This window comes from Azospira sp. MPR-LB4, from assembly GCF_058809525.1.
In genome coordinates this window covers 1,418,136-1,437,064 of sequence record NZ_CM179521.1, presented here as the reverse complement: position 1 = coordinate 1,437,064, position 18,929 = coordinate 1,418,136, and the positions used below count along the sequence as shown (strand labels likewise).

18 protein-coding genes are annotated in these 18,929 nt (G+C 65.1%); 13 read left to right on the top strand and 5 right to left on the bottom strand.

Going from position 1 to position 18,929, the window contains the following annotated elements; genetic code table 11:
- Positions 1–17: 17 nt before the first annotated feature.
- Positions 18–926, bottom strand: a complete 909-nt coding sequence (locus tag AC3QLZ_RS06535; protein ID WP_492783542.1) for a polyprenyl synthetase family protein — start codon at positions 924–926, stop codon at positions 18–20.
- A gap of 47 nt (positions 927–973) precedes the next feature.
- On the bottom strand, positions 974–1,240 hold the full coding sequence (locus AC3QLZ_RS06530; RefSeq protein ID WP_014238516.1) for an exodeoxyribonuclease VII small subunit: 267 nt from the start codon (positions 1,238–1,240) through the stop codon (positions 974–976).
- 146 nt (positions 1,241–1,386) lie between these two features.
- On the opposite strand from AC3QLZ_RS06530, the gene AC3QLZ_RS06525 reads away from it, so the two are divergent.
- The 5 genes from AC3QLZ_RS06525 to AC3QLZ_RS06505 all read left to right on the top strand — a co-directional run bounded on the left by AC3QLZ_RS06525 (position 1,387) and on the right by AC3QLZ_RS06505 (position 5,200).
- Positions 1,387–2,496: an aromatic ring-hydroxylating oxygenase subunit alpha gene (locus AC3QLZ_RS06525; RefSeq protein ID WP_130459056.1), complete on the top strand. Its 1,110-nt coding sequence runs from the start codon at positions 1,387–1,389 to the stop codon at positions 2,494–2,496.
- 110 nt (positions 2,497–2,606) lie between these two features.
- Positions 2,607–3,464: a DMT family transporter gene (locus tag AC3QLZ_RS06520; RefSeq protein WP_130459055.1), complete on the top strand. Its 858-nt coding sequence runs from the start codon at positions 2,607–2,609 to the stop codon at positions 3,462–3,464.
- Positions 3,465–3,557: 93 nt separating this feature from the next.
- Positions 3,558–3,914 (top strand): SpoIIAA family protein, encoded by a 357-nt coding sequence (locus AC3QLZ_RS06515; RefSeq protein WP_014238513.1) that lies wholly within the window; start codon positions 3,558–3,560, stop codon positions 3,912–3,914.
- Complete coding sequence (locus AC3QLZ_RS06510) at positions 3,914–4,762, top strand: sulfurtransferase (RefSeq protein ID WP_492783541.1); 849 nt, start codon at positions 3,914–3,916, stop codon at positions 4,760–4,762. Before AC3QLZ_RS06515 ends, AC3QLZ_RS06510 begins: the two co-directional genes overlap by 1 nt.
- A gap of 12 nt (positions 4,763–4,774) precedes the next feature.
- Positions 4,775–5,200 (top strand): DnaJ family domain-containing protein, encoded by a 426-nt coding sequence (locus tag AC3QLZ_RS06505; protein WP_492783540.1) that lies wholly within the window; start codon positions 4,775–4,777, stop codon positions 5,198–5,200.
- Positions 5,201–5,204: 4 nt separating this feature from the next.
- Here AC3QLZ_RS06505 and queG read toward each other — a convergent pair whose 3' ends face one another.
- The gene (queG, locus tag AC3QLZ_RS06500; protein ID WP_492783539.1) at positions 5,205–6,320 is read right to left on the bottom strand and encodes a tRNA epoxyqueuosine(34) reductase QueG; all 1,116 of its coding nucleotides are present in this window, start codon (positions 6,318–6,320) and stop codon (positions 5,205–5,207) included.
- An 18-nt stretch (positions 6,321–6,338) separates the two neighbouring features.
- Here queG and tsaE point away from each other — a divergent pair, with 18 nt between their 5' ends.
- The 8 genes from tsaE (at position 6,339) to ispH (ending at position 14,675) form a co-directional block, all read left to right on the top strand.
- Entirely contained in the window at positions 6,339–6,866 is a 528-nt protein-coding gene (tsaE, locus tag AC3QLZ_RS06495) for a tRNA (adenosine(37)-N6)-threonylcarbamoyltransferase complex ATPase subunit type 1 TsaE (protein WP_287874007.1), read from the top strand.
- The gene (locus AC3QLZ_RS06490) at positions 6,815–8,182 is read left to right on the top strand and encodes an N-acetylmuramoyl-L-alanine amidase (protein WP_152089701.1); all 1,368 of its coding nucleotides are present in this window, start codon (positions 6,815–6,817) and stop codon (positions 8,180–8,182) included. The genes tsaE and AC3QLZ_RS06490 overlap by 52 nt, the downstream gene beginning before the upstream one ends.
- A gap of 225 nt (positions 8,183–8,407) precedes the next feature.
- The gene (locus AC3QLZ_RS06485) at positions 8,408–9,331 is read left to right on the top strand and encodes a bifunctional riboflavin kinase/FAD synthetase (RefSeq protein WP_287873941.1); all 924 of its coding nucleotides are present in this window, start codon (positions 8,408–8,410) and stop codon (positions 9,329–9,331) included.
- Between the two features lie 26 nt (positions 9,332–9,357).
- A complete protein-coding gene (gene ileS, locus AC3QLZ_RS06480) occupies positions 9,358–12,150 on the top strand; it encodes an isoleucine--tRNA ligase (protein WP_287873940.1) in 2,793 nt (930 codons plus the stop codon).
- Positions 12,143–12,643, top strand: a complete 501-nt coding sequence (gene lspA, locus AC3QLZ_RS06475; protein WP_014238505.1) for a signal peptidase II — start codon at positions 12,143–12,145, stop codon at positions 12,641–12,643. The genes ileS and lspA overlap by 8 nt, the downstream gene beginning before the upstream one ends.
- A gap of 15 nt (positions 12,644–12,658) precedes the next feature.
- Positions 12,659–13,219, top strand: coding sequence for a sulfite oxidase-like oxidoreductase (locus AC3QLZ_RS06470; RefSeq protein WP_014238504.1), 561 nt, complete (start codon positions 12,659–12,661; stop codon positions 13,217–13,219).
- Complete coding sequence (locus AC3QLZ_RS06465) at positions 13,219–13,662, top strand: FKBP-type peptidyl-prolyl cis-trans isomerase (protein ID WP_014238503.1); 444 nt, start codon at positions 13,219–13,221, stop codon at positions 13,660–13,662. Before AC3QLZ_RS06470 ends, AC3QLZ_RS06465 begins: the two co-directional genes overlap by 1 nt.
- Positions 13,663–13,745: 83 nt before the next feature.
- Entirely contained in the window at positions 13,746–14,675 is a 930-nt protein-coding gene (gene ispH / locus AC3QLZ_RS06460) for a 4-hydroxy-3-methylbut-2-enyl diphosphate reductase (RefSeq protein WP_014238502.1), read from the top strand.
- Between the two features lies 1 nt (position 14,676).
- Here the strand turns inward: ispH and AC3QLZ_RS06455 are convergent, their stop codons facing one another.
- Both AC3QLZ_RS06455 and AC3QLZ_RS06450 read right to left on the bottom strand, forming a co-directional pair.
- On the bottom strand, positions 14,677–15,345 hold the full coding sequence (locus tag AC3QLZ_RS06455; RefSeq protein ID WP_492783538.1) for an energy transducer TonB: 669 nt from the start codon (positions 15,343–15,345) through the stop codon (positions 14,677–14,679).
- A gap of 53 nt (positions 15,346–15,398) precedes the next feature.
- On the bottom strand, positions 15,399–18,902 hold the full coding sequence (locus AC3QLZ_RS06450) for a pilus assembly protein (RefSeq protein ID WP_492783537.1): 3,504 nt from the start codon (positions 18,900–18,902) through the stop codon (positions 15,399–15,401).
- Positions 18,903–18,929 lie beyond the last annotated feature (27 nt).

The window sequence follows — 18,929 nt, the reverse complement described above, 5'->3', positions numbered from 1 at the left end:
ATGCGCGAAGGCCCGCTCTAGAACTTGCGGGTCGTGATGTAGTGGGCCAGTTCGATCAGGCGCTGGGCCCGGGGGCCGAAGCCTTCCAGGGCGCCGAGGGCGTCGCGGCGCAGGTCGTCGGCCAGCTGGCGGGCCGTTTCCAGGCCCAGCAGGCGGACGTAGGTGGGCTTGTCGGCGGCCTCGTCCTTGCCGGCGGTCTTGCCCAGGGTGGCGGTGCTGGCGGTGCAATCCAGGATGTCATCCACCACCTGGAAGAGCAGGCCGGCGCGCTTGGCGAAGGCGTCCAGGCGCTCCAGTTCGGCGGCGGCCAGGGGCGTGCCGCAGTGGGCGCCCATGAGCACGGCGGCGCGGATCAGGGCGCCGGTCTTCAGGGCGTGCATCAGTTCCAGCTGGGGCTGGTCAAGGCTCTTGCCGACGGAGGCCAGGTCGATGGCCTGGCCCCCGGCCATGCCGCAGGAGCCGCTGCCGTGGGCCAGCAGGCGCACCAGTTCCAGGCCCTGGGCCGGGCTCGGCCAGGGCTGGGCGGCCAGGATCTCGAAGGCCCGGGACTGCAGCGCGTCCCCCACCAGCAGGGCGGTGGGCTCGTCGTACTGCACGTGGCAGGTGGGGCGGCCCCGGCGCAGCACGTCGTCGTCCATGCAGGGCAGGTCGTCGTGCACCAGGGAATAAACGTGGATCATCTCCACCGCGCAGGCGACGCAGTCCAGGGCTTCCGCCGTGGCGCCGCACAGTTCGCCGGCGGCGAAGGCCAGCAGGGGGCGGACCCGCTTGCCGCCGCCCAGGGCGCTGTAGCGCATGGCGTCGTGCAGGCCTTGGGGGATGGTCTCGGCGGCGGGCAGGAAGCGGCCCAGGGCGGCCTCGGTGCGGGCCTGGGTCTGGGCCATCCAGTCGGGGAAGGGCAGGGCGGAAGCGTCGGAAGATGCCATGGGAAAACCTGGAGAAGAGGTGCGAAGGCGCAGGTGGGGCCGTGCCTTCAGGCCTCGGGGCTGTTCAAGTCCTTCAGTGTACCGCTTTCCAGGACCTGCACCCGCTGTTCCGCATCGGCCAGCTGGCCCTGGCACAGTTTCAGCAGTTCGACGCCGCGCTTGTAGGCGGACAGGGATTCTTCCAGGGACAGGTTGCCGCCTTCCATGGCCTGGGCGATGCGCTCCAGATCGGCGAGGGCTTCTTCGAAGGAGGGGGAGGAGGGAGAGCCGGGAGGGGTTCCGGTCTGGCCGCCGGCGCTGGTGGAAGCGGGCATGGGCGATTGATCCATATCAATAACCGGTGGAAATGCAAAAAATACCGTATCACGGGGCTTTTGGTCAAATTTGCGCCGGGGTAGAATCCCGCCTTCGTTGATTTTGCTTCATTTTTCACCCATTGCCTTTTTCCGGAGGTGTGGACATGTCCGACATCGCATCCAGCACCAAACTGGCTCCTGCCGTTAGCCAATTCCCCGTCGAATGGTATTTCGACGAAAAAATGTTCGAATTGGAGATGAAACTCTTCTTCGAGCAGGGCCCGGGGTACGTCGGCCACGAGCTGATGGTGCCCAATGTGCACGACTACCGCACCATGGAGTGGCGCGACCACGGCCGCATGCTGGTGCGCCAGCCGGACGGGGTTTATGACATGTCCAACATCTGCCGCCACCGCCAGGCCATCATGCTGCAGGGCAGCGGCAATGCGGAACACATCGTTTGCCCGATCCACCGCTGGACCTACGACAGCGAAGGCAGCCTCAAGGGCGCGCCCCACTTCCCCGCCAATCCCTGCCTGAACCTCAACAAGCGCAAGCTGGATTCCTGGAACGGCCTGCTCTTCAAGGGGCCGCGCAACGCCCAGGCCGACCTGGCCGGGATGAACGTGGCCGGCGAGTTCGACTTCGCCGGCTACAAGCTGGACCGGGTCGAGATGCACGAGTGCAACTACAACTGGAAGACCTTCATCGAGGTGTACCTGGAGGACTACCACGTGGTGCCCTTCCACCCCGGTCTGGGCAACTTCGTTACCTGCGACGACCTGACCTGGCAGTTCGGCGAGTGGTATTCCGTGCAGAAGGTGGGCATCACCAACCTGGACAAGGTCGGCTCCGCCCCCTATGGCCGCTGGCAGAAGGCGGTCAAGGACTTCTATGGCGCCCGGGGCGAGCAGCCCAAGCAGGGCGCCGTGTGGCTGACCTACTACCCGAATGTGATGGTGGAGTGGTATCCCCACGTGCTGGTGGTATCCACCCTCATCCCCCAGTCGGTGAACAAGACCATGAATGTGGTGGAGTTCTACTACCCCGAGGAAATCGTCGAGTTCGAGCGGGAATTCATCGAGGCCGAGCAGGCCGCCTACATGGAAACCGCCATCGAGGACGACGACATCGGCGAGCGCATGGACCGGGGCCGCTGGCAGCTGCTCAAGGAAGGGCGCAACGAAGTGGGCCCCTACCAGTCCCCCACCGAGGACGGCATGCAGCACTTCCACGAGTTCTACCGCCGCATCGTCGAGCCCCACCTGAAGTAGAATTCTCCCAGCCCAAGCATCGGGGCGCCTGCGGGCGCCCCTTTTGTTTCCCCCGCGCCGTTTTCTGCGGCGCCGTTTTTCCGGCTTCATCGCCGAAGGATCTCCTGCCCATGCAATCCCTGTGGATGGTCGCCGCCGCATTCCTGTTCGCCTGCATGGGCGTGTGCGTCAAGCTGGCGGCCGAGGCGGGCTATTCCCCGGCGGAAATCGTCTTCTACCGCAACGCCATCGCCCTGGCCCTGATGAGCGCCTCCATGCTCTGGGGACGCCTCGATCCGCGCACTCCCCACTGGAAATTCCAGATCTACCGGGGCGTCTCCGGCTTCATCTCCCTCATGCTGTACTTCTACGCCATCGCCTGGCTGCCCCTGGCGACGGCGGTGACCCTCAACTACACCTCGCCCCTGTTCCTGGCCCTGTTCCTCGCCGGCCTCTCCGGTGCCCGCCTGCCAGCCAGCCTGGTGGGTGCCCTGGTGGCCGGCTTTGCCGGGGTGGTGTTGCTGCTGCAGCCCACCTTCCATGCGGACCAGCTGGCCGGCGGTCTGATGGGCCTGGCTTCCGGCGTCCTCGCCGGCCTGGCCTATTACAACGTGCGTGAGTTGGGGCAGAAGGGGGAGCCGGAGTGGCGCACGGTGTTCTACTTCTCCCTGCTGTCCACCCTCGGCGCCGGCTTGTGGATGCTCTTCTTCCGCTTCCATCCCCTGACCCTGCGCGGCGCCGGCCTGCTGCTGGGGGTCGGCATCTTCGCCACCCTGGCCCAGCTGGCCATGACCCGGGCCTACAGCCGGGGCCGCACCCTGGTGGCGGCCAGCCTGGCCTACACGGCGGTGGTCTTCGCCAGCCTGTTCGGCATGCTCTTCTGGGGCGAGGTGCTTTCCCTCGCCGCCTGGCTGGCCATCGCCATCATCGTCCTCTCCGGCATGGCCGCCACCCGCTTCTCCCGGGCCAATCCGGCGGAGCAGGACTAGGCCGGCACCCGGCGCCGCCGGGCCCGCCCATGGCTGCGCCGGCCGCCCCATTCCAAGTTAAACTCATATCCACATAACAACACGGAGCAAGCCATGATCGTTACCGACCACCAGGACAACCTGGTTTCCGTCGCCGTTTTCGGTGAATTCACCCTGGCCGATTACAAGGAGTTCGAGGAGCTGGTGAATTTCAAGGTGAAGTTCGAAGGCCCGGTGAATCTCTTTTTCGATCTGCGCCAGATGGCCGACGTGACCCTGGACACGGCCCTGGAGGAAATCCGCTTCTCCAAGGCCCACGCCAACGATTTCGAGCGCATCGCCGTCATCACCGAGAGCCAGTGGGTGACCTGGAGCGCCTGGCTCTCCCGTGCCTTCGTCGATGCCAGCATCCGCGTCTTCTCCGACGAAGCCGAAGCCAAGGCCTGGCTGGCCGAACAGGACGTCATCTGATGCCTGCGGCCATCCACACCACCCTGGTGGATGGGGCCACCCTGGCCGCCCGCCTGGGCGATCCGGCCTGGGTGGTGGTGGATTGCCGCCATGATCTGGCCGACCCGGCCGCCGGGGAGACCGCCTACGCCCGGGGGCACATTCCCGGAGCCGTCTTCCTGCATCTGGACCGGGATCTTTCCTCTGCGAAAAACGGCCGCAACGGCCGCCATCCCCTGCCCCATATCGCCACCCTGGCCGCCGCCCTGGGCCGGGCCGGCATCGGCCCCGGGGTCCAGGTGGTGGCCTACGACGACTGCGGCGGCATGATGGCCGGGCGCCTGTGGTGGCTGCTGCGCTGGCTCGGCCACGAGGCCGTGGCCCTGCTGGACGGCGGCCTGTCCGCGTGGACCGCTGCCGGTGGCGCCCTGAGCGCCGAGATGCCCGAGCCTGCCGCCCGCACCTTCACTCCCGCGCCCCGGGACTGGGTGTTGGACGCCGACCAGGTGCTGGCCGGCCTGGGCCGGCCGGACCGGGTCATCGTCGATGCCCGGGCGCCGGACCGTTTCCGCGGCGAAAACGAAAGCATCGACCCGGTGGGCGGCCATATCCCCGGCGCCCGTAACCGCTTCTTCCGCGACAACCTGGGGCCCGACGGCCGCTTCAAGCCGGCCGACCAGCTGCGCCAGGAGTGGACAGAGGTCCTGGCCGGCTTCGCTCCTGAACAGGTGGTGCACCAGTGCGGTTCCGGCGTTTCCGCCTGCCACAACCTGCTGGCCATGGAAATCGCCGGCCTGCCCGGTGCCCGGCTCTACGCCGGCTCCTGGAGCGAGTGGTGCGCCGATCCGGCACGGCCGGTGGAGCGCTGAAAGGGCAGGGCGGTGCTGGCCTTCGAACTGCTGGCGGAGCAGCGCATCAACGAGGCCCTGGCCAAGGGCGAGCTGTCGAACCTGCCCGGCAGCGGCCACCCCCTGGAGCTGGGCGACGATCTGCTGGTGCCGGAAGACCAGCGCCTGGCCCAGCGCATCCTCAAAAATGCCGGCTACACCCCGCCGGAAGTGGGGCTGCGGCGGGAGATCGCCCAACTGCGTGCCGAACTGGAACTGCTCGACGAGGTGGAGCGCGGTCCCGCCTGGCAGCGCCTCTGCCTGCTGATGAGCCAGCTGAGCCTGGCCCGTGGCGCCGCCGTCAATCTGTCCCTGGAGGGTCGCTATTGGGAGCGCCTCAAGGCGCGCTTCGCCGGTAGCGCGGAGGATGGGGCGGAGGAGGGCGCAGGGGACGGCGGAGGCCGCGGACCCGCCGCCTGAGGCTTCAGACGCCGCCTGTGGGCGGCGTTTTCTTTTCCAGTTGCCGTTCGGCCCAGGCCACGTGCTCCCGCACCACGGCGGAATCGTCCTCCCGGCGGGCGGCCAGGGCCGCCCTGGCTTCCTCCGTCGCCGGGCCGTTGCCCAGGGCCACGGCGATGTTGCGCCGCCAGCGTTCAATGCCGATGCGGCGGATGGGGCTGCCGGCCATGCGTTCGAGGAAATCCGCCTCGCTCCAGGCCATCAGGGCCGAGAGCCGCGCCGCATCCAGGCCCTGGCGGGGGGTGAATTCCGGGTCCCCCACTTGACCGAAGCGGTTCCAGGGGCAGCACAGCTGGCAGTCGTCGCAGCCGTAGATACGGTTGCCCAGCAGGGGCCGCAGTTCCTCCGGCATGGCGCCGTCCAGCTCGATGGTCAGGTAGGAGATGCAGCGGCGGGCGTCCACCTGGTACGGAGCGACGATGGCCCGGGTCGGGCAGACGTCGATGCAGCGGGTACAGGCGCCGCAGTGATCGCTCACCTCGGCATCCGCCGGCAGGGGCAGGTCGGTGTAGATTTCGCCGAGGAAATGCCAGGAGCCCTCCCGGGTCAGCAGCAGGGTGTGCTTGCCGCGCCAGCCCAGGCCGGACTTGCGCGCAAATTCCACCTCCATCACCGGGGCCGAGTCGGAAAAGACCCGGTAGCCGAAGTCGCCGATTTCGGCCTGCAACCGGTCCGCCAGCTTCTGCAGGCGGTTGCGGATGACCTTGTGGTAGTCCCGTCCCAGGGCATAGCGGGAAACATAGCCCAGGGCCGGATCGGCCAGCACCTGCTCGGGCTCGGCGCCCCGGGGCAGGTAGGGCAGGCGCACCGAAATGACGGTCTGCACGCCGGGCACCAGCTGGCCCGGATCGAGCCGCAGGGGGGCGTGTTTGGCCATATAATCCATGCTCCCGTGGCGCCCCTGGTCGAGCCAGGCCAGCAACCGCTGCCCGGCCTCGCCGATCTCGGCCCGGCCGATGGCCACCTCGGCAAAGCCCAGTTCCCGGCCCCAGGCCTTGAGGCGGGCGGCCAGTCCGGGCCAGTCCGGGGCCGCTTCTCCCGCCGCCGGGCGGGCGGGTGTGCCGGCTCCCGTTTGCTGCATTTCTTCCGTTGGTTCCATATGCCCGATCATAGCGAATCTGCTGCCCAATCCCTTAATCCAGGCCAAAGTCTGCTGCTGGCGAACGAAGCAGCGACCCAGGCCCTGGGTGCCGCCCTGGCCCAGGCCGCCGGGCCGGGCCTGGTGATCTACCTGGAAGGGGACCTGGGGGCGGGCAAGACCACCCTGGTGCGGGCCCTGCTGCGGGCCCTGGGCCACACCGGTCCGGTGAAGAGCCCGACCTACGCCTTGGTTGAAGTTTACAAACTTTCGAGCTTATACTTGTATCACTTTGATTTTTATCGTTTCGAGTCGCCGGAAGAGTTTGTCGATGCTGGGTTGGATGATTATTTCCGCCAAGGGGCCCTGTGCCTCGTGGAATGGCCGGACAAAGCCGCGGGCTTTGTGCCGCCGCCCGATCTCGTCCTGGCTTTCCGCTTCCGCGACGATGACGGCCGTGATCTCCTGCTGCAACCCCATTCTCCGGGAGGTGAGCAATGCGTAAACGCTCTCATGTCCCGCCTGTCGAGCGCCGCCGGGCCCTGCTGAAGGCCGGCGGGGCCGCCCTGGTCCTGCTCGTCACGCCCCTGGCCCGGGCCGCCGCCGGCAAGTCGCCCTCCATCCTCTCGGTGCGGGTGTGGCCCGCCGCCGATTACACCCGGGTCACCCTGGAGCATGACGCCCCGGGTGGCGCTCCCCTGAAGTTCACCCAGTTCTCGGTGAAGAATCCCGAGCGTCTGGTGGTGGATATCGAGGGCATCGAATTCAACAGCGTCCTCGACGGCCTCTCCAACAAGGTGGCGCCGGACGATCCCTACATCAAGCTGCTGCGGGCCGGCCGCTTCAAGCCCGGCGTGGTGCGCCTGGTCATGGAGCTGAAGACCGAGGTGCAGCCCCAGGTCTTTTCCCTGAAGCCGGTGGGCGAGTACGGCAGCCGGCTGGTGCTGGACGTCTATCCGGCCAATCCGCCCGATCCCCTGCTGTCCCTGCTGGACAAGAAGGACGGCGACGGGTTGGATGCCATCGCCGAGGCCGGCCGGCGCGAACCGGTGGCCGAGGCGCCGTCCCAGACCCAGCAGGCCCCGGGCCGCGCCCAGGAAGCCCGGCCGGCGGAACCGGCCAAGCGCAACACCAAGCCGGTGGTGGATCGTCTCGTTACCATCACCCTGGACCCGGGCCACGGCGGCGAAGATCCGGGGGCCGTGGGCAAGGGCGGCAGCCACGAGAAGGATGTGGTGCTGTCCATCGCCAAGCGCCTGAAGGCCAAGATCGACGCCGAGCCCAATATGCGGGCCGTGCTGACCCGGGATTCGGACTTCTTCGTGCCCCTGCACATGCGGGTGCAGAAGGCCCGCCGGGTCCAGGCCGACCTCTTCGTCTCCATCCATGCCGACGCCTGGATCAAGCCCGATGCCCGGGGTTCCTCCGTGTTCGTGCTGTCCGAGCGGGGCGCCTCCAGTTCCCAGGCCCGCTGGCTGGCCCAGAAGGAAAACGAGGCTGACCTCATCGGCGGCGTGAACATCGGCGTCAAGGACCCCTTCCTCGCCCGCACCCTGCTGGACCTTTCCCAGACCGCCACCATCAACGACAGCCTCAAGCTGGGCAAGGCCGTGCTGGGGGAGCTGGGCGGCATCAACGCCCTGCACAAGGCCAGCGTGGAGCAGGCCGGCTTTGCCGTGCTGAAGGCGCCGGACATTCCCTCGATCCTGGTGGAGACGGCCTTCATCAGCAATCCGGAAGAGGAAAAGCGCCTCAACGACGACGCCTACCAGGATCGCATGGCCGAGGCCATGCTCAAGGGCATCCGCCAGTACTTCGCCAAGAATCCGCCCCTGGCCAAATCCAGGCTGGCCCGGCTCGACTGAGCCCAAGTCCCCACCGTCTCTGATGCCTGCCCGGAGAGGCAGGCGGGACGGCCTTTGCAGGCAGGCCATGCCGTCCAGGACCGTCCCTTCTGCTCTGGCGGGCAGCCCCCTGTGGCGGTTCTCTCCCGGAGCGGGCGGCGGTGCCGCAGGACGGGGGTAAAACCGTTATAATTCAGCCTTTTTTCGCGCCCCGCCCGGGGCATAAGAAGGATTCCGGCTTCCACCATGCTCGTCCTGCGCGGCGTTAAAACCTCGGCCCCCAGTGCCACGGTGCTGACCATCGGCAATTTCGATGGCGTGCATCTTGGCCACCAGGCCCTGCTTGCCCGCGTCGGCCAGGCCGCCCGGGCCTGCGGCCTGCCGGCGGCGGTGCTGACCTTCGAGCCCCATCCCCGTGAGTTCTTCGACCCGGCCTCGGCCCCGGCCCGGCTCACCACCCTGCGCGAGAAGCTGGAACTGCTGCAGAACTACGGCGCCGACCTCACCTGCGTCAGCCCCTTCAACACCGTCTTCGCGGCCCTGACGGCGGACGAGTTCATCGAGCAGGTGCTGGTGCGCTGTCTCAGGGTGCGCCACCTCATCATCGGCGACGACTTCCGCTTCGGCGCCCGCCGGGCCGGCGATTTCGCCCTGCTGCAGGCCGCCGGTGCCTCCTTCGGTTTCCAGGTGGAGGCCATGGAGAGCGTGGTGCAGGGCGGCGAGCGGGCTTCCAGCTCCGGCGTGCGCGAGGCCCTGGCGGCCGGCGACATGGCCCGGGCCGCCCGTCTCCTGGGCCGTCCCTACAGCATCGACGGCCGGGTGGTGCACGGCCAGAAACTGGGGCGCCAGCTGGGCTTTGCCACCGCCAACATCCGCATCAAGCACAATCCCTTGCCCCTCACCGGCGTCTTCGCCGTGAGCGTCACCGGCGCTGCCGGCCGGCCCCTCAACGGGGTGGCCAACCTGGGGGTGCGTCCCACCGTGGGCGGCCAGCTGCAGCCCCTGCTGGAAGTGCACCTCTTTGATTTCGACGGCGACATCTACGGCGCCCACCTTTCCGTTTCCTTCCTGCACAAGCTGCGGGACGAGATGAAATTCCCCGACTTCAACGCGCTCGTGGCCCAGATCGGCCAGGACGCGGAAGCCGCCCGCGCATTTTTCCAGCGTTAAGAAAACCTTAGGCATTTGAGGCTGTTATGGCTGACTACAAGAACTCCCTGAATCTTCCCGACACTCCCTTTCCCATGCGCGGTGACCTGCCCAAGCGGGAGCCCCAGTGGGTGCAGCAATGGCAGGAAAAGAAGCTGTACCAGAAGATTCGCGAGATCTGCGCCGGCCGGCCCAAGTTCATCCTGCACGATGGCCCTCCCTACGCCAACGGCAACCTGCACCTGGGTCACGCCCTGAACAAGATCCTCAAGGACATCATCGTCCGCTCCAAGACCCTGGCCGGCTTTGATGCACCCTACGTGCCGGGCTGGGACTGTCACGGCCTGCCCATCGAGCACAAGATCGAAGTCACCCACGGCAAGAACCTGCCCGCCGACAAGGTGCGAGAACTGTGCCGCAGCTACGCCGCCGAGCAGGTGGAAGTGCAGAAGAAGGAATTCATCCGCCTCGGCGTGCTGGGCGACTGGGACAACCCCTACCTGACCATGAACTTCGCCAACGAGGCCGGCGAGATCCGCGCCCTGGCCGAGATGGTCAAGCAGGGCTATGTCTTCAAGGGCCTGAAGCCCGTCAATTGGTGCTTCGACTGCGGCTCCGCCCTGGCCGAGGCCGAGGTGGAATACGCCGACAAGAAGTCCCCCACCATCGACGTGGCCTTCCCCGTCAGCGAAGCCGATGCCCCCAAGCTGGCCGCCGCCTTCGGCCTCAACGCCCTGCCCAAGCCGGCCTATGCCGTGATCTGGACCACCACCCCGTGGACCATTCCCGCCAACCAGGCCCTCAATATCCACCCCGAACATGAATACGCCCTGGTGGATGCGGGTGACCGCCTGCTGGTGCTGGCCAAGGAGCTGGTGGCCGACTGCCTCAAGCGCTACGGCTGCGAAGGCACGGTGCTGGCGACCGTCAAGGGCAAGGCCCTGGAGCGCCTGGAATTCCGCCATCCTTTCTACGACCGGGTTTCCGTCGTCTACCTGGCCGACTACGTGGGCCTGGATGCGGGCACCGGCATCGTCCATTGCGCCCCCGCCCACGGCGTGGACGACTTCAACGCCTGGCGCCATTACGGCCGCGGCAATGACGAGATCATTTCCATCGTCAAGGGCGACGGCGTCTATGTGGACGAGCTGCCCTTCTTCGGCGGCCTCTCCATCTGGAAGGCCAACCAGGCCATCTGCGACAAGCTGTCCGAAGTGGGCTGCCTGCTTTCCCACGGCAATGTCAGCCACAGCTACATGCACTGCTGGCGCCACAAGACCCCGGTGATCTACCGGGCCACCGCCCAGTGGTTCGTCGGCATGGACCGCCTGCCCACCGACGGCAAGTCCCTGCGCGAAAAGGCCCTGGCCGGGGTCGAGGCCACCGCCTTCTATCCGGCCTGGGGCAAGCCCCGCCTGCAATCCATGATCGCCAACCGGCCCGACTGGTGCATCTCCCGCCAGCGCAACTGGGGCGTGCCCATTCCCTTCTTCCTGCACAAGGAAACGGGCGAACTGCATCCGCGCACCGTGGAGCTGATGGAGGAAGTGGCCCAGCGCGTGGAGAAGGAAGGCATCGAAGCATGGTTCAAGCTGGATGCGGCCGAACTGCTGGGGGCCGAAGCCGCCCAGTACGAAAAGATCAGCGACACCCTGGACGTCTGGTTCGACTCCGGCACCACCCACTGGCATGTGCTGCGGGGCTCCCATAACGACGGCCACGCCACCGGTCCCCGGGCCGACCTCTACCTGGAAGGCTCGGACCAGCACCGGGGCTGGTTCCATTCCTCCCTGCTCACCGGCGCCGCCATCGACGGCCATCCGCCCTACAAGGCCCTGCTCACCCACGGCTTCACGGTGGACCAGCAGGGGCGCAAGATGAGCAAGTCCCTGGGCAACACCATCCTGCCCCAGGAAGTCTCGGACAAGATGGGCGCCGACATCCTGCGCCTGTGGGTGGCCGCCACGGACTACTCCGGCGAGCTGGCCATGTCCAAGGAAATCCTGGCCCGGGTGGTGGAAGCCTACCGCCGCATCCGCAACACCCTGCGTTTCCTGCTGGCCAACATCGCCGACTTCGATGCGGCCAAGGATATGCTGCCGGTGGCCGAGTGGTTCGAGATCGACCGCTACGCCCTGGCTCTGACCCGCCAGCTGCAGACCCAGGCCCAGGCCGATTACGACCGCTACGAGTTCCACCGCGTGGTGCAGGCCCTGCAGACCTTCTGCTCCGAGGACCTGGGCGGCTTCTGGCTGGATATCCTGAAGGACCGCCTGTACACCACGGCACCGGCCTCCAAGGCCCGCCGCTCGGCCCAGAGCGCCCTGTGGCACGTGACCCAGAGCTTCATCCGCCTGATGGCGCCGATCCTCTCCTTCACCGCCGAGGAAGTGTGGCAGATCCTCTCCGGCGATGCGGACCAGTCCATCATGTTCCACACTTGGCACGACCTGCCGGCCCAGGCCGACGAAGGCGAGCTGCTGGCCAAGTGGACCCTGATCCGGGAGGCGCGCGGCGAAGTGACCAAGGCCCTGGAGGCCCTGCGCGAGGAAGGCAAGATCGGCTCCTCCCTCCAGGCCGAAGTGCGGATCAGCGCCGAGGGCGACAAGTACGCGGCCCTGGCCAGCCTGGGCGACGATCTGCGCTTCGTCCTCATCTGCTCCAAGGTGAGCGTGGCCCAGGGCGCCGATGCCATCGCCGCCGAGGCCTCCACCCAGAAGAAGTGCGAGCGCTGCTGGCACTACCGGGAGGACGTGGGCAGCAACCCGGAACACCCCGAACTGTGCGGCCGTTGCGACAGCAACCTGCACGGCGAGGGCGAGGTGCGCGAGCGTGCCTAAGTCCTCCCTGGGCCGCTGGTACGGGCTGGCGGCCCTGGTCATCGTTCTCGACCAGCTCTCCAAATGGGCGGTGCTGGCGAGCCTGAACTACGGCGACACGGTCACCGTGACGCCCTTTTTCGACTGGGTCTTCGTCTTCAACCGGGGCGCCGCCTTCAGCTTCCTCGCCGACCAGCCCGGCTGGCAGCGCTGGTTCTTCACCCTGCTGGCCCTGGGAGTGTCCGGCTGGATCGCCTGGATGCTGCGCCAGCACCTGGCCGAGCGCCTGCTGTGCTTCTCCCTGACCCTGATCATGGGCGGCGCCCTGGGCAACGTCATCGACCGGGTGCGTTTCGGCGCCGTGGTGGATTTCCTGCAGTTCCACGTGGCCGGCTGGTACTACCCGGCCTTCAACGTGGCCGACTGCGCCATCACCGTGGGGGCAATTTTGCTGGCCTGGGAGCAAATCCGGCGTAAACCTGTCCAAGGGAATCCGGATTCTTCCGCTTCCTAACGTCAGGGCCCGTTCATGAGCGACCACCGCATCCCTCCCGGCCAGCGCCACGTCACCGATTTTCCGGTGCTGGACCTGGGCATCCATCCCGACATCCACCATGAAAACTGGCAGTTGCGCCTGTTCGGCCTGGTGGCCCAGGAAGTGGTGCTGGACTGGGAACAGTTGCTGGCCATGCCCCAGGTGCAGCGGACCAGTGATTTCCACTGCGTCACCACCTGGACCCGGCTGGACGTACCCTGGGAGGGCGTGCTGGCCCGGGACGTGGTGAATCTGGCCGGCCCCCTGGCGGAAGCCCGCCACGTCACCCTGCACAGCTACGACGGCTATACCACCAACGTGCCCCTGGCGGCGCTGCTGGACGACGACGTGCTGGTGGCCCACACGGTGGACGACGCCCCCCTGTCCGTCGAACACGGCGGCCCGGTGCGCCTGGTGCTGCCCAAACGCTACGCCTGGAAGAGCGCCAAATGGCTCTCCGGCATCGAATTCCACGCCGAAGACCGTCCCGGTTACTGGGAAGTGCGCGGCTACCACAACGAAGCAGATCCCTGGAAAGAAGAGCGGTATTCCTGATGAGCCAAGTCGATCAAGTAACGGTCCAGCCGGACAGCTTTCTCACCCTGCACTACCGCGTCACCACCGGCGACGGCAGCGAGATTCTCAACACCTTCGACATGAAGCCCGCCACCCTGCAGATGGGCAGCGGGCAACTGGCGGAGAACCTGGAGAAGTGCCTGCTCGGTCAGGTGGCCGGCCAGCGCCACGTCTTCCTGCTGGAACCGGCCCAGGCCTTCGGCGAACACAACCCCCGGCTGGTGGAGCGCATCGCCCGGGAAGCCCTGCCGCCGGGCATGGAACTGAAGGAAAACTCCGTGGTGGAGTTCAACGACGGCGAGGGTGCCGAGTTCGCCGGCTTCCTGCGGGAACTGACGGAAAGCCACGCCCTCTTCGATTTCAACCACCCCCTGGCCGGCAAGTCCGTGCGCTTCGAGGTGGAGATCATCGGCATCCTCTAAAGGCTTGCCCCGGGGCCTTGGCCCCGCCGCGTCCAACCCCCGGTGCCGGGAGCTGTGGCTCCCGACCCAACTGAGAGTCATCCATGGAAGTCATCCTCGCCAATCCCCGCGGTTTCTGTGCCGGCGTCGAACGGGCCATCGCCATCGTCGAACGGGCCCTGGAGCGTTTCGGCGCCCCCATCTATGTGCGTCATGAAGTGGTGCACAACAAGTTCGTGGTGGACGGCCTGCGCGCCAAGGGCGCCGTCTTCGTCGAGGAACTGGACGAAGTGCCCGCCGGTGCCACGGTCATCTTCAGCGCCCACGGCGTCGCCAAGGCCGTGCGCGAGGAAGCCGACCGGCGGGGGCTAAAGGTGTTCGACGCCACCTGTCCCCTGGTCACCAAGGTGCATAACGAGGTGGCCAAGATGCGGGAACAGGGGCGGGAAGTCATCATGATCGGCCACAAGGGCCATCCCGAAGTCGAGGGCACCATGGGGCAGAGCGTCAATGGCGGCATGCACCTGGTGGAAACCCGGGAGGATGTGGACCAGCTGATGGTGCGGTTCCCCGAGCAGCTGGGCTTCGTCACCCAGACCACCTTGTCGGTGGACGACGCCGCCAACGTCATCCAGGCCATTCGCGGGCGTTTCCCCGATGCCGCAGGACCGCGCAAGGACGACATCTGCTATGCAACCCAGAACCGCCAGGATGCGGTGAAGCATCTGGCCGAATCCTGCGACCTGGTGATCGTGGTGGGCTCCCGCAACAGCTCCAATTCCAACCGCCTGCTCGAAGTGGCCAAGCTGCGCGGTGTGCGGGGCTATCTGGTGGATGGGGCCGAGCAGATTGAGGCCGAATGGCTGCAGGGGGTAAGCACCATTGGCGTCACCGCCGGCGCCTCCGCACCGGAGACCCTGGTACAGGGGGTCATCTCCCGCCTGCAGGCGCTGGGAGCCGGCAATGTGCGCCAGTTGGGGGATGGGGAGCCGGAGGTGAACTTCCCTCTGCCCAAGGAACTGCTGGGCAACTGATTCAGGGGGCCGCCGTGGTTTGAGGCGGCCTGGGGCGAATCGTCACTTCAATGCGCAGCCGGCTCTTCACCGGCTGTCCATCCTTTTCTGCCGGCAGGAATCGGGCCGATCCGAACTGCTGGGCGACCAAGGCATTCAGTCGCTCACTGAGATGGGTGGCTTCCGTTTCCACCTTGTCCACTTTGCCCTGCTCGTTAATGTAGAGCACCAGAATGGCTTTGCCAGACCCCTCTTCGTCATCCACCATGCTGGTATCGATCGGGCTGGCAACGTGCGGACGTTGGGTCACTTCCGCCGGGGGGTAGTAGTACGGTACCGGAATGCCGATGTCCGGTTTCCCACCCTCGGATGAACTGGCGCCGTCGGAACTGTCCCTCTGTGCATTTTTCTCAACGACTTCTGGGTCGGTTGTCAGTTGTGGCGCCGCGGCTGGCGGCGCCTGCAAGCGTAGTTTGTCCTCGAATGCCCGTATGGGTTGGAGCGGGGCAGTCAATCCCAGCCGGACTTGCAGTGGTGTGTATGCATTGCCAAGTTTGGCTTCCAATCCAAGCGCAAGGCGAGGACTGCCACCGAGTGTTCCCGGCGGGAGGCTCAGCAGCAAGGCGTGCAGGCAGCAGGAAAGAAGTAGGGCCGAAGCCAGCGGTTGTCGATGCATCAGGGGAATAAGCATTACGCCCCTTGCGGGGCGTAATGTGGTTGGTTCCGGAGAATTGCTGCGGAAGGTCAGTTGGCCAACTCCCGCCACATCATGCGATTGCCACTGAGATTGCCGCCGCCGTTGCCGGTGCTGATGGGAAGGGTCATTGCCCCGCCCTTGAGATTGCCGTCGGCAGTGATGGTGAATACTTTGGGTGTTCCCCCCGGCAGTTTGATCACAGTCAGGCCGACGATGGGCGAGGTGAAGGTGTAGATGGCTCGGCCGCCGTCTACGCCGCCGCCGCTCTTGTAGTCCAGGAAATAAAGCTGGCTGGAGCCCCCCGGTTGGCAGGCACTGGCTTCGGGAACGATGCTGGAGAACATGACGGTACCGAAGAAGAGCTGGGCATTGAGATAGACCCGTTCTTTGCCCATCGGCAAATCCAGGTACCAGCCGCCATGGATGTTCCAATTGACCTCCGGTCCGCCAACCTCAGTGCCGTTGGCTACCTTGGCAACCATGGAGCCCCGGCTGATGGTGCTTGTGCCATCGTCTTTTACTGCATAAAAGGACTGGGAGGCCGGGTTGTCCAGGTCATCCTGCCCCAGATAGCGGCCGGTACCGAAGAAAAGAACCGTTTTGCCGTCAATTTCACCAATCTCGGGTGCGGCGGTGATGGCTTGGGACGAGCCGAGCGTCATGATCGGGGAGACTGTGCCTGCTGACAGGTCGAAGCGCCACATGTTGCCGAAGAGGTCGCCGCCATAGGCCGCCACCGCGGTGTTGTCCTTGGCAAAATCGTCGGCCTTGACGTTGATGCGACCGAGGCCGCTGGGATTGCCGGAGCTACCCGTGTTGGTCGAGAGGGTCTTGATCAGGGCACCGGTGCCAGCATCCAGCATGAAGATATAGCCCTTGCCATCAGCGGTCGGATAATTGGAACCTTCGGGAATGTTGTTATAGCCGGAGGGCAACAAGGCCACCCAGCGCCCATCTACCTTGGATACCAAGGGGGAGCCGTAGCTGTAGCCCATATTGGGGTTGTCATCTGCCGAGAAGGTCCACAGTACTTTGGGTGCGCTCGGAGTGGTGATATCGAGCGCGTAGTAGCCGCGCCCACCCTTGCCCAGGCCGCCAATCAGTATGGTTTTCCAACTGCCGGTGACGAATGCATCGGTAACGATGATGGGACCATCGACAAAATAACGATGGTTGGTGGCGTAGTCCTTGTCCGCCAGGCGCCACAGGTCCTTGATGATCATGGGCGGTACATAGGCCCAGCTCTCGGCACCGGTGGCAGCGTCGAACGCATGCAGCATGCCGTCGTTGGCGCCGACATAGACCATGCCGGTCCGGCCTGCCTGGGCGGCCTTGAACTCGGCATAGCCCGCATCCAGGAACTCCAGGGAAGGAGCCTGTACGTAAACCGGCTGGCCGTGAACGATATCGCCGAGGACGGTGGAGCGATCCCGGTAGAGGCGGTTGTAGCTGCCAAAAGCCACGTCCCGTTCCTGGTCCTCGTAGCGGTTGTGCCCGCGGACATAATTCAGCATCAGTTCGCCGGTCGCCGTGCTTTTGTCGGCAGCACTCCAGTCCAGGTATTGGCTGAGCTTGGTGTTATCAAAATATGCTTTTTGCGCCGCAGTCAGATTGGCCCATTCCAGCGCTTTGAGGGTGCTGCCACTGGAGGTATAAATAGCCCGGGTGTCGGTGTTGCCGACGGCGGGAATTTTGCTGTTGAGCTGAGGGGATGCCTTCCAGGTGGCATTGGCGGATATGTTGCCGGTGCTGAGGTCAATGGTGTAGGCAGATAACTCGCCTTCCCAGGCAACGGTGCGGTAATTGGCAACATAGATGTAATTGTCCCCAGCCGTCGGTTCCAGGGCTGACGTTGCTGCTGCGGCGCCGGAGCCGCTGCTGGCCTCCATGGCCCCTAGCGCGCTGGCCAGGCCGTTGACCAGAGCTTCCGGGTTGCGGGCGCTGAAGTAGGTGCCGCGGCCATTGACGGCTGCATGCCAGAGATCGTCAATACGGTCTTCATCCGAGGCATCCAATGGGTCCGGCCAGTTCTTGGTGCCTTGTTTGATGTCGTAGTAGGCGCCGGAGGTGGCCGTCTTGTAGCCATCCTGATAGGTCAGGTTGCCATCCACACCGAGACCGATGGTGAAGGTGGTCATGTGCTGATGCGTGGCAACATCATCCTCCTCCAGTTTGGTACCAGCCGGCGGAACATTGTTCGGCATGTCGGAACGCAGGTCGGTGTGATAGTAGTAGTAGGCTACGTCGGCAAGGGTGCTGCTTTTCTTCAGCGCGTCGAAGGAAGGCCGTGTCGCAGTAGCGACTCCATCCTGATCGCCGACCACTGTTTTTCCGTCTTCCTTGGTTGGCCCATAGGTAGACGTTTCATCGTTGGTATTCCAGTAGCCGTCGGTCGACAGAATCGTGAAGTTACGTTGGCAGGAATACTGGATGGGGTCCGCTCCCAGCTTGCCAGCATAAATTCGACCTGCTTTGGCCAGGGCACCCCGGAGCGGCGTACTGACGGTAGGGTCTCCCTTGTACAAACGGGTAAACCAGGTGTTTTTCTGGGTGGTGTCAAAATTATTGATAGCCAGGAAAGTATTGCTGTCGGTGGCCCCCTTGTCGCTGATGGTGGAAAAGCCGACCCGTGCGTGGAAATAATTCTTGTCGAGGGGGTCGCTGGCATTGGGGGTGCCGCGGATATCGGCAAATGCCTGGCCAACGGCAGTCTTGGTCATCTGCATCCGGGTCCGGTACCAGGCATGCCAGTTGGCAAAATTGGTCATCTCCTGGGCGTAGGTGCGTGTCGTTCCGTTGGGGCCGGGATAGCTGGTGGTGCTGGGAACGATACTCACCCGTTTCCAGTTGCTGTAACGGACATATCGGTAGGTCGAGGATTTCTGAGCTTGGCAGGTGCCGGCCTTGCCGAATCTCGGGCCGCTGCTTTCCTGGGCAGAACACCATTCGACGGTGGCCGTGTAGTAGAACGGGCCGCCGTAGCGGGTCTTGATGTTGCTATAGGTGCCGTTGGGATAGCTATAGGCATTGGCGCCATCGATCTGGGATACGCAGTTGCTGCCGTTGACGTCATCCCATCCATTTTTACAGGCGACCCGTTCCGGATAGTTGGTAACCAGGTTGATTGAACTGCCGCTCTGGATACCGTAACCGTCATAAGGAACATTGGTCCAGGTGGTGTAATTGGTCTTGTCGCTATTGTCGGCGTTCTTAGGCGGAGTGTAGTTCACCATCGGGTTGTAATAGACCCGATTGAACGCGCTCAGGTAATAAGGAGCATCGCCGTTAGTACAACTGGTCAGACTGGTTCCCGTACTGCGGCAATAGCTGCCATTGACGTAATCGGGCATGTAATCCCAGTCCATACTGCCCGAGTTATCCAGGATGAAATAGATATTCGGCAGAATGTTCTCGGTAGTGGCATTGGCCAGGGGAATATCGGCCAATGGCGTTTCTGCAGCACCGATGCCGGTGGGAGTGGCGATCAGGGTGTAGCCCAGGGCGAGTGCAAGCAGACGGACCGAGGGGGATAAAACGGGAGATTTTTTCATGTTCGACTCCTTGGAGTGCGTCGACCG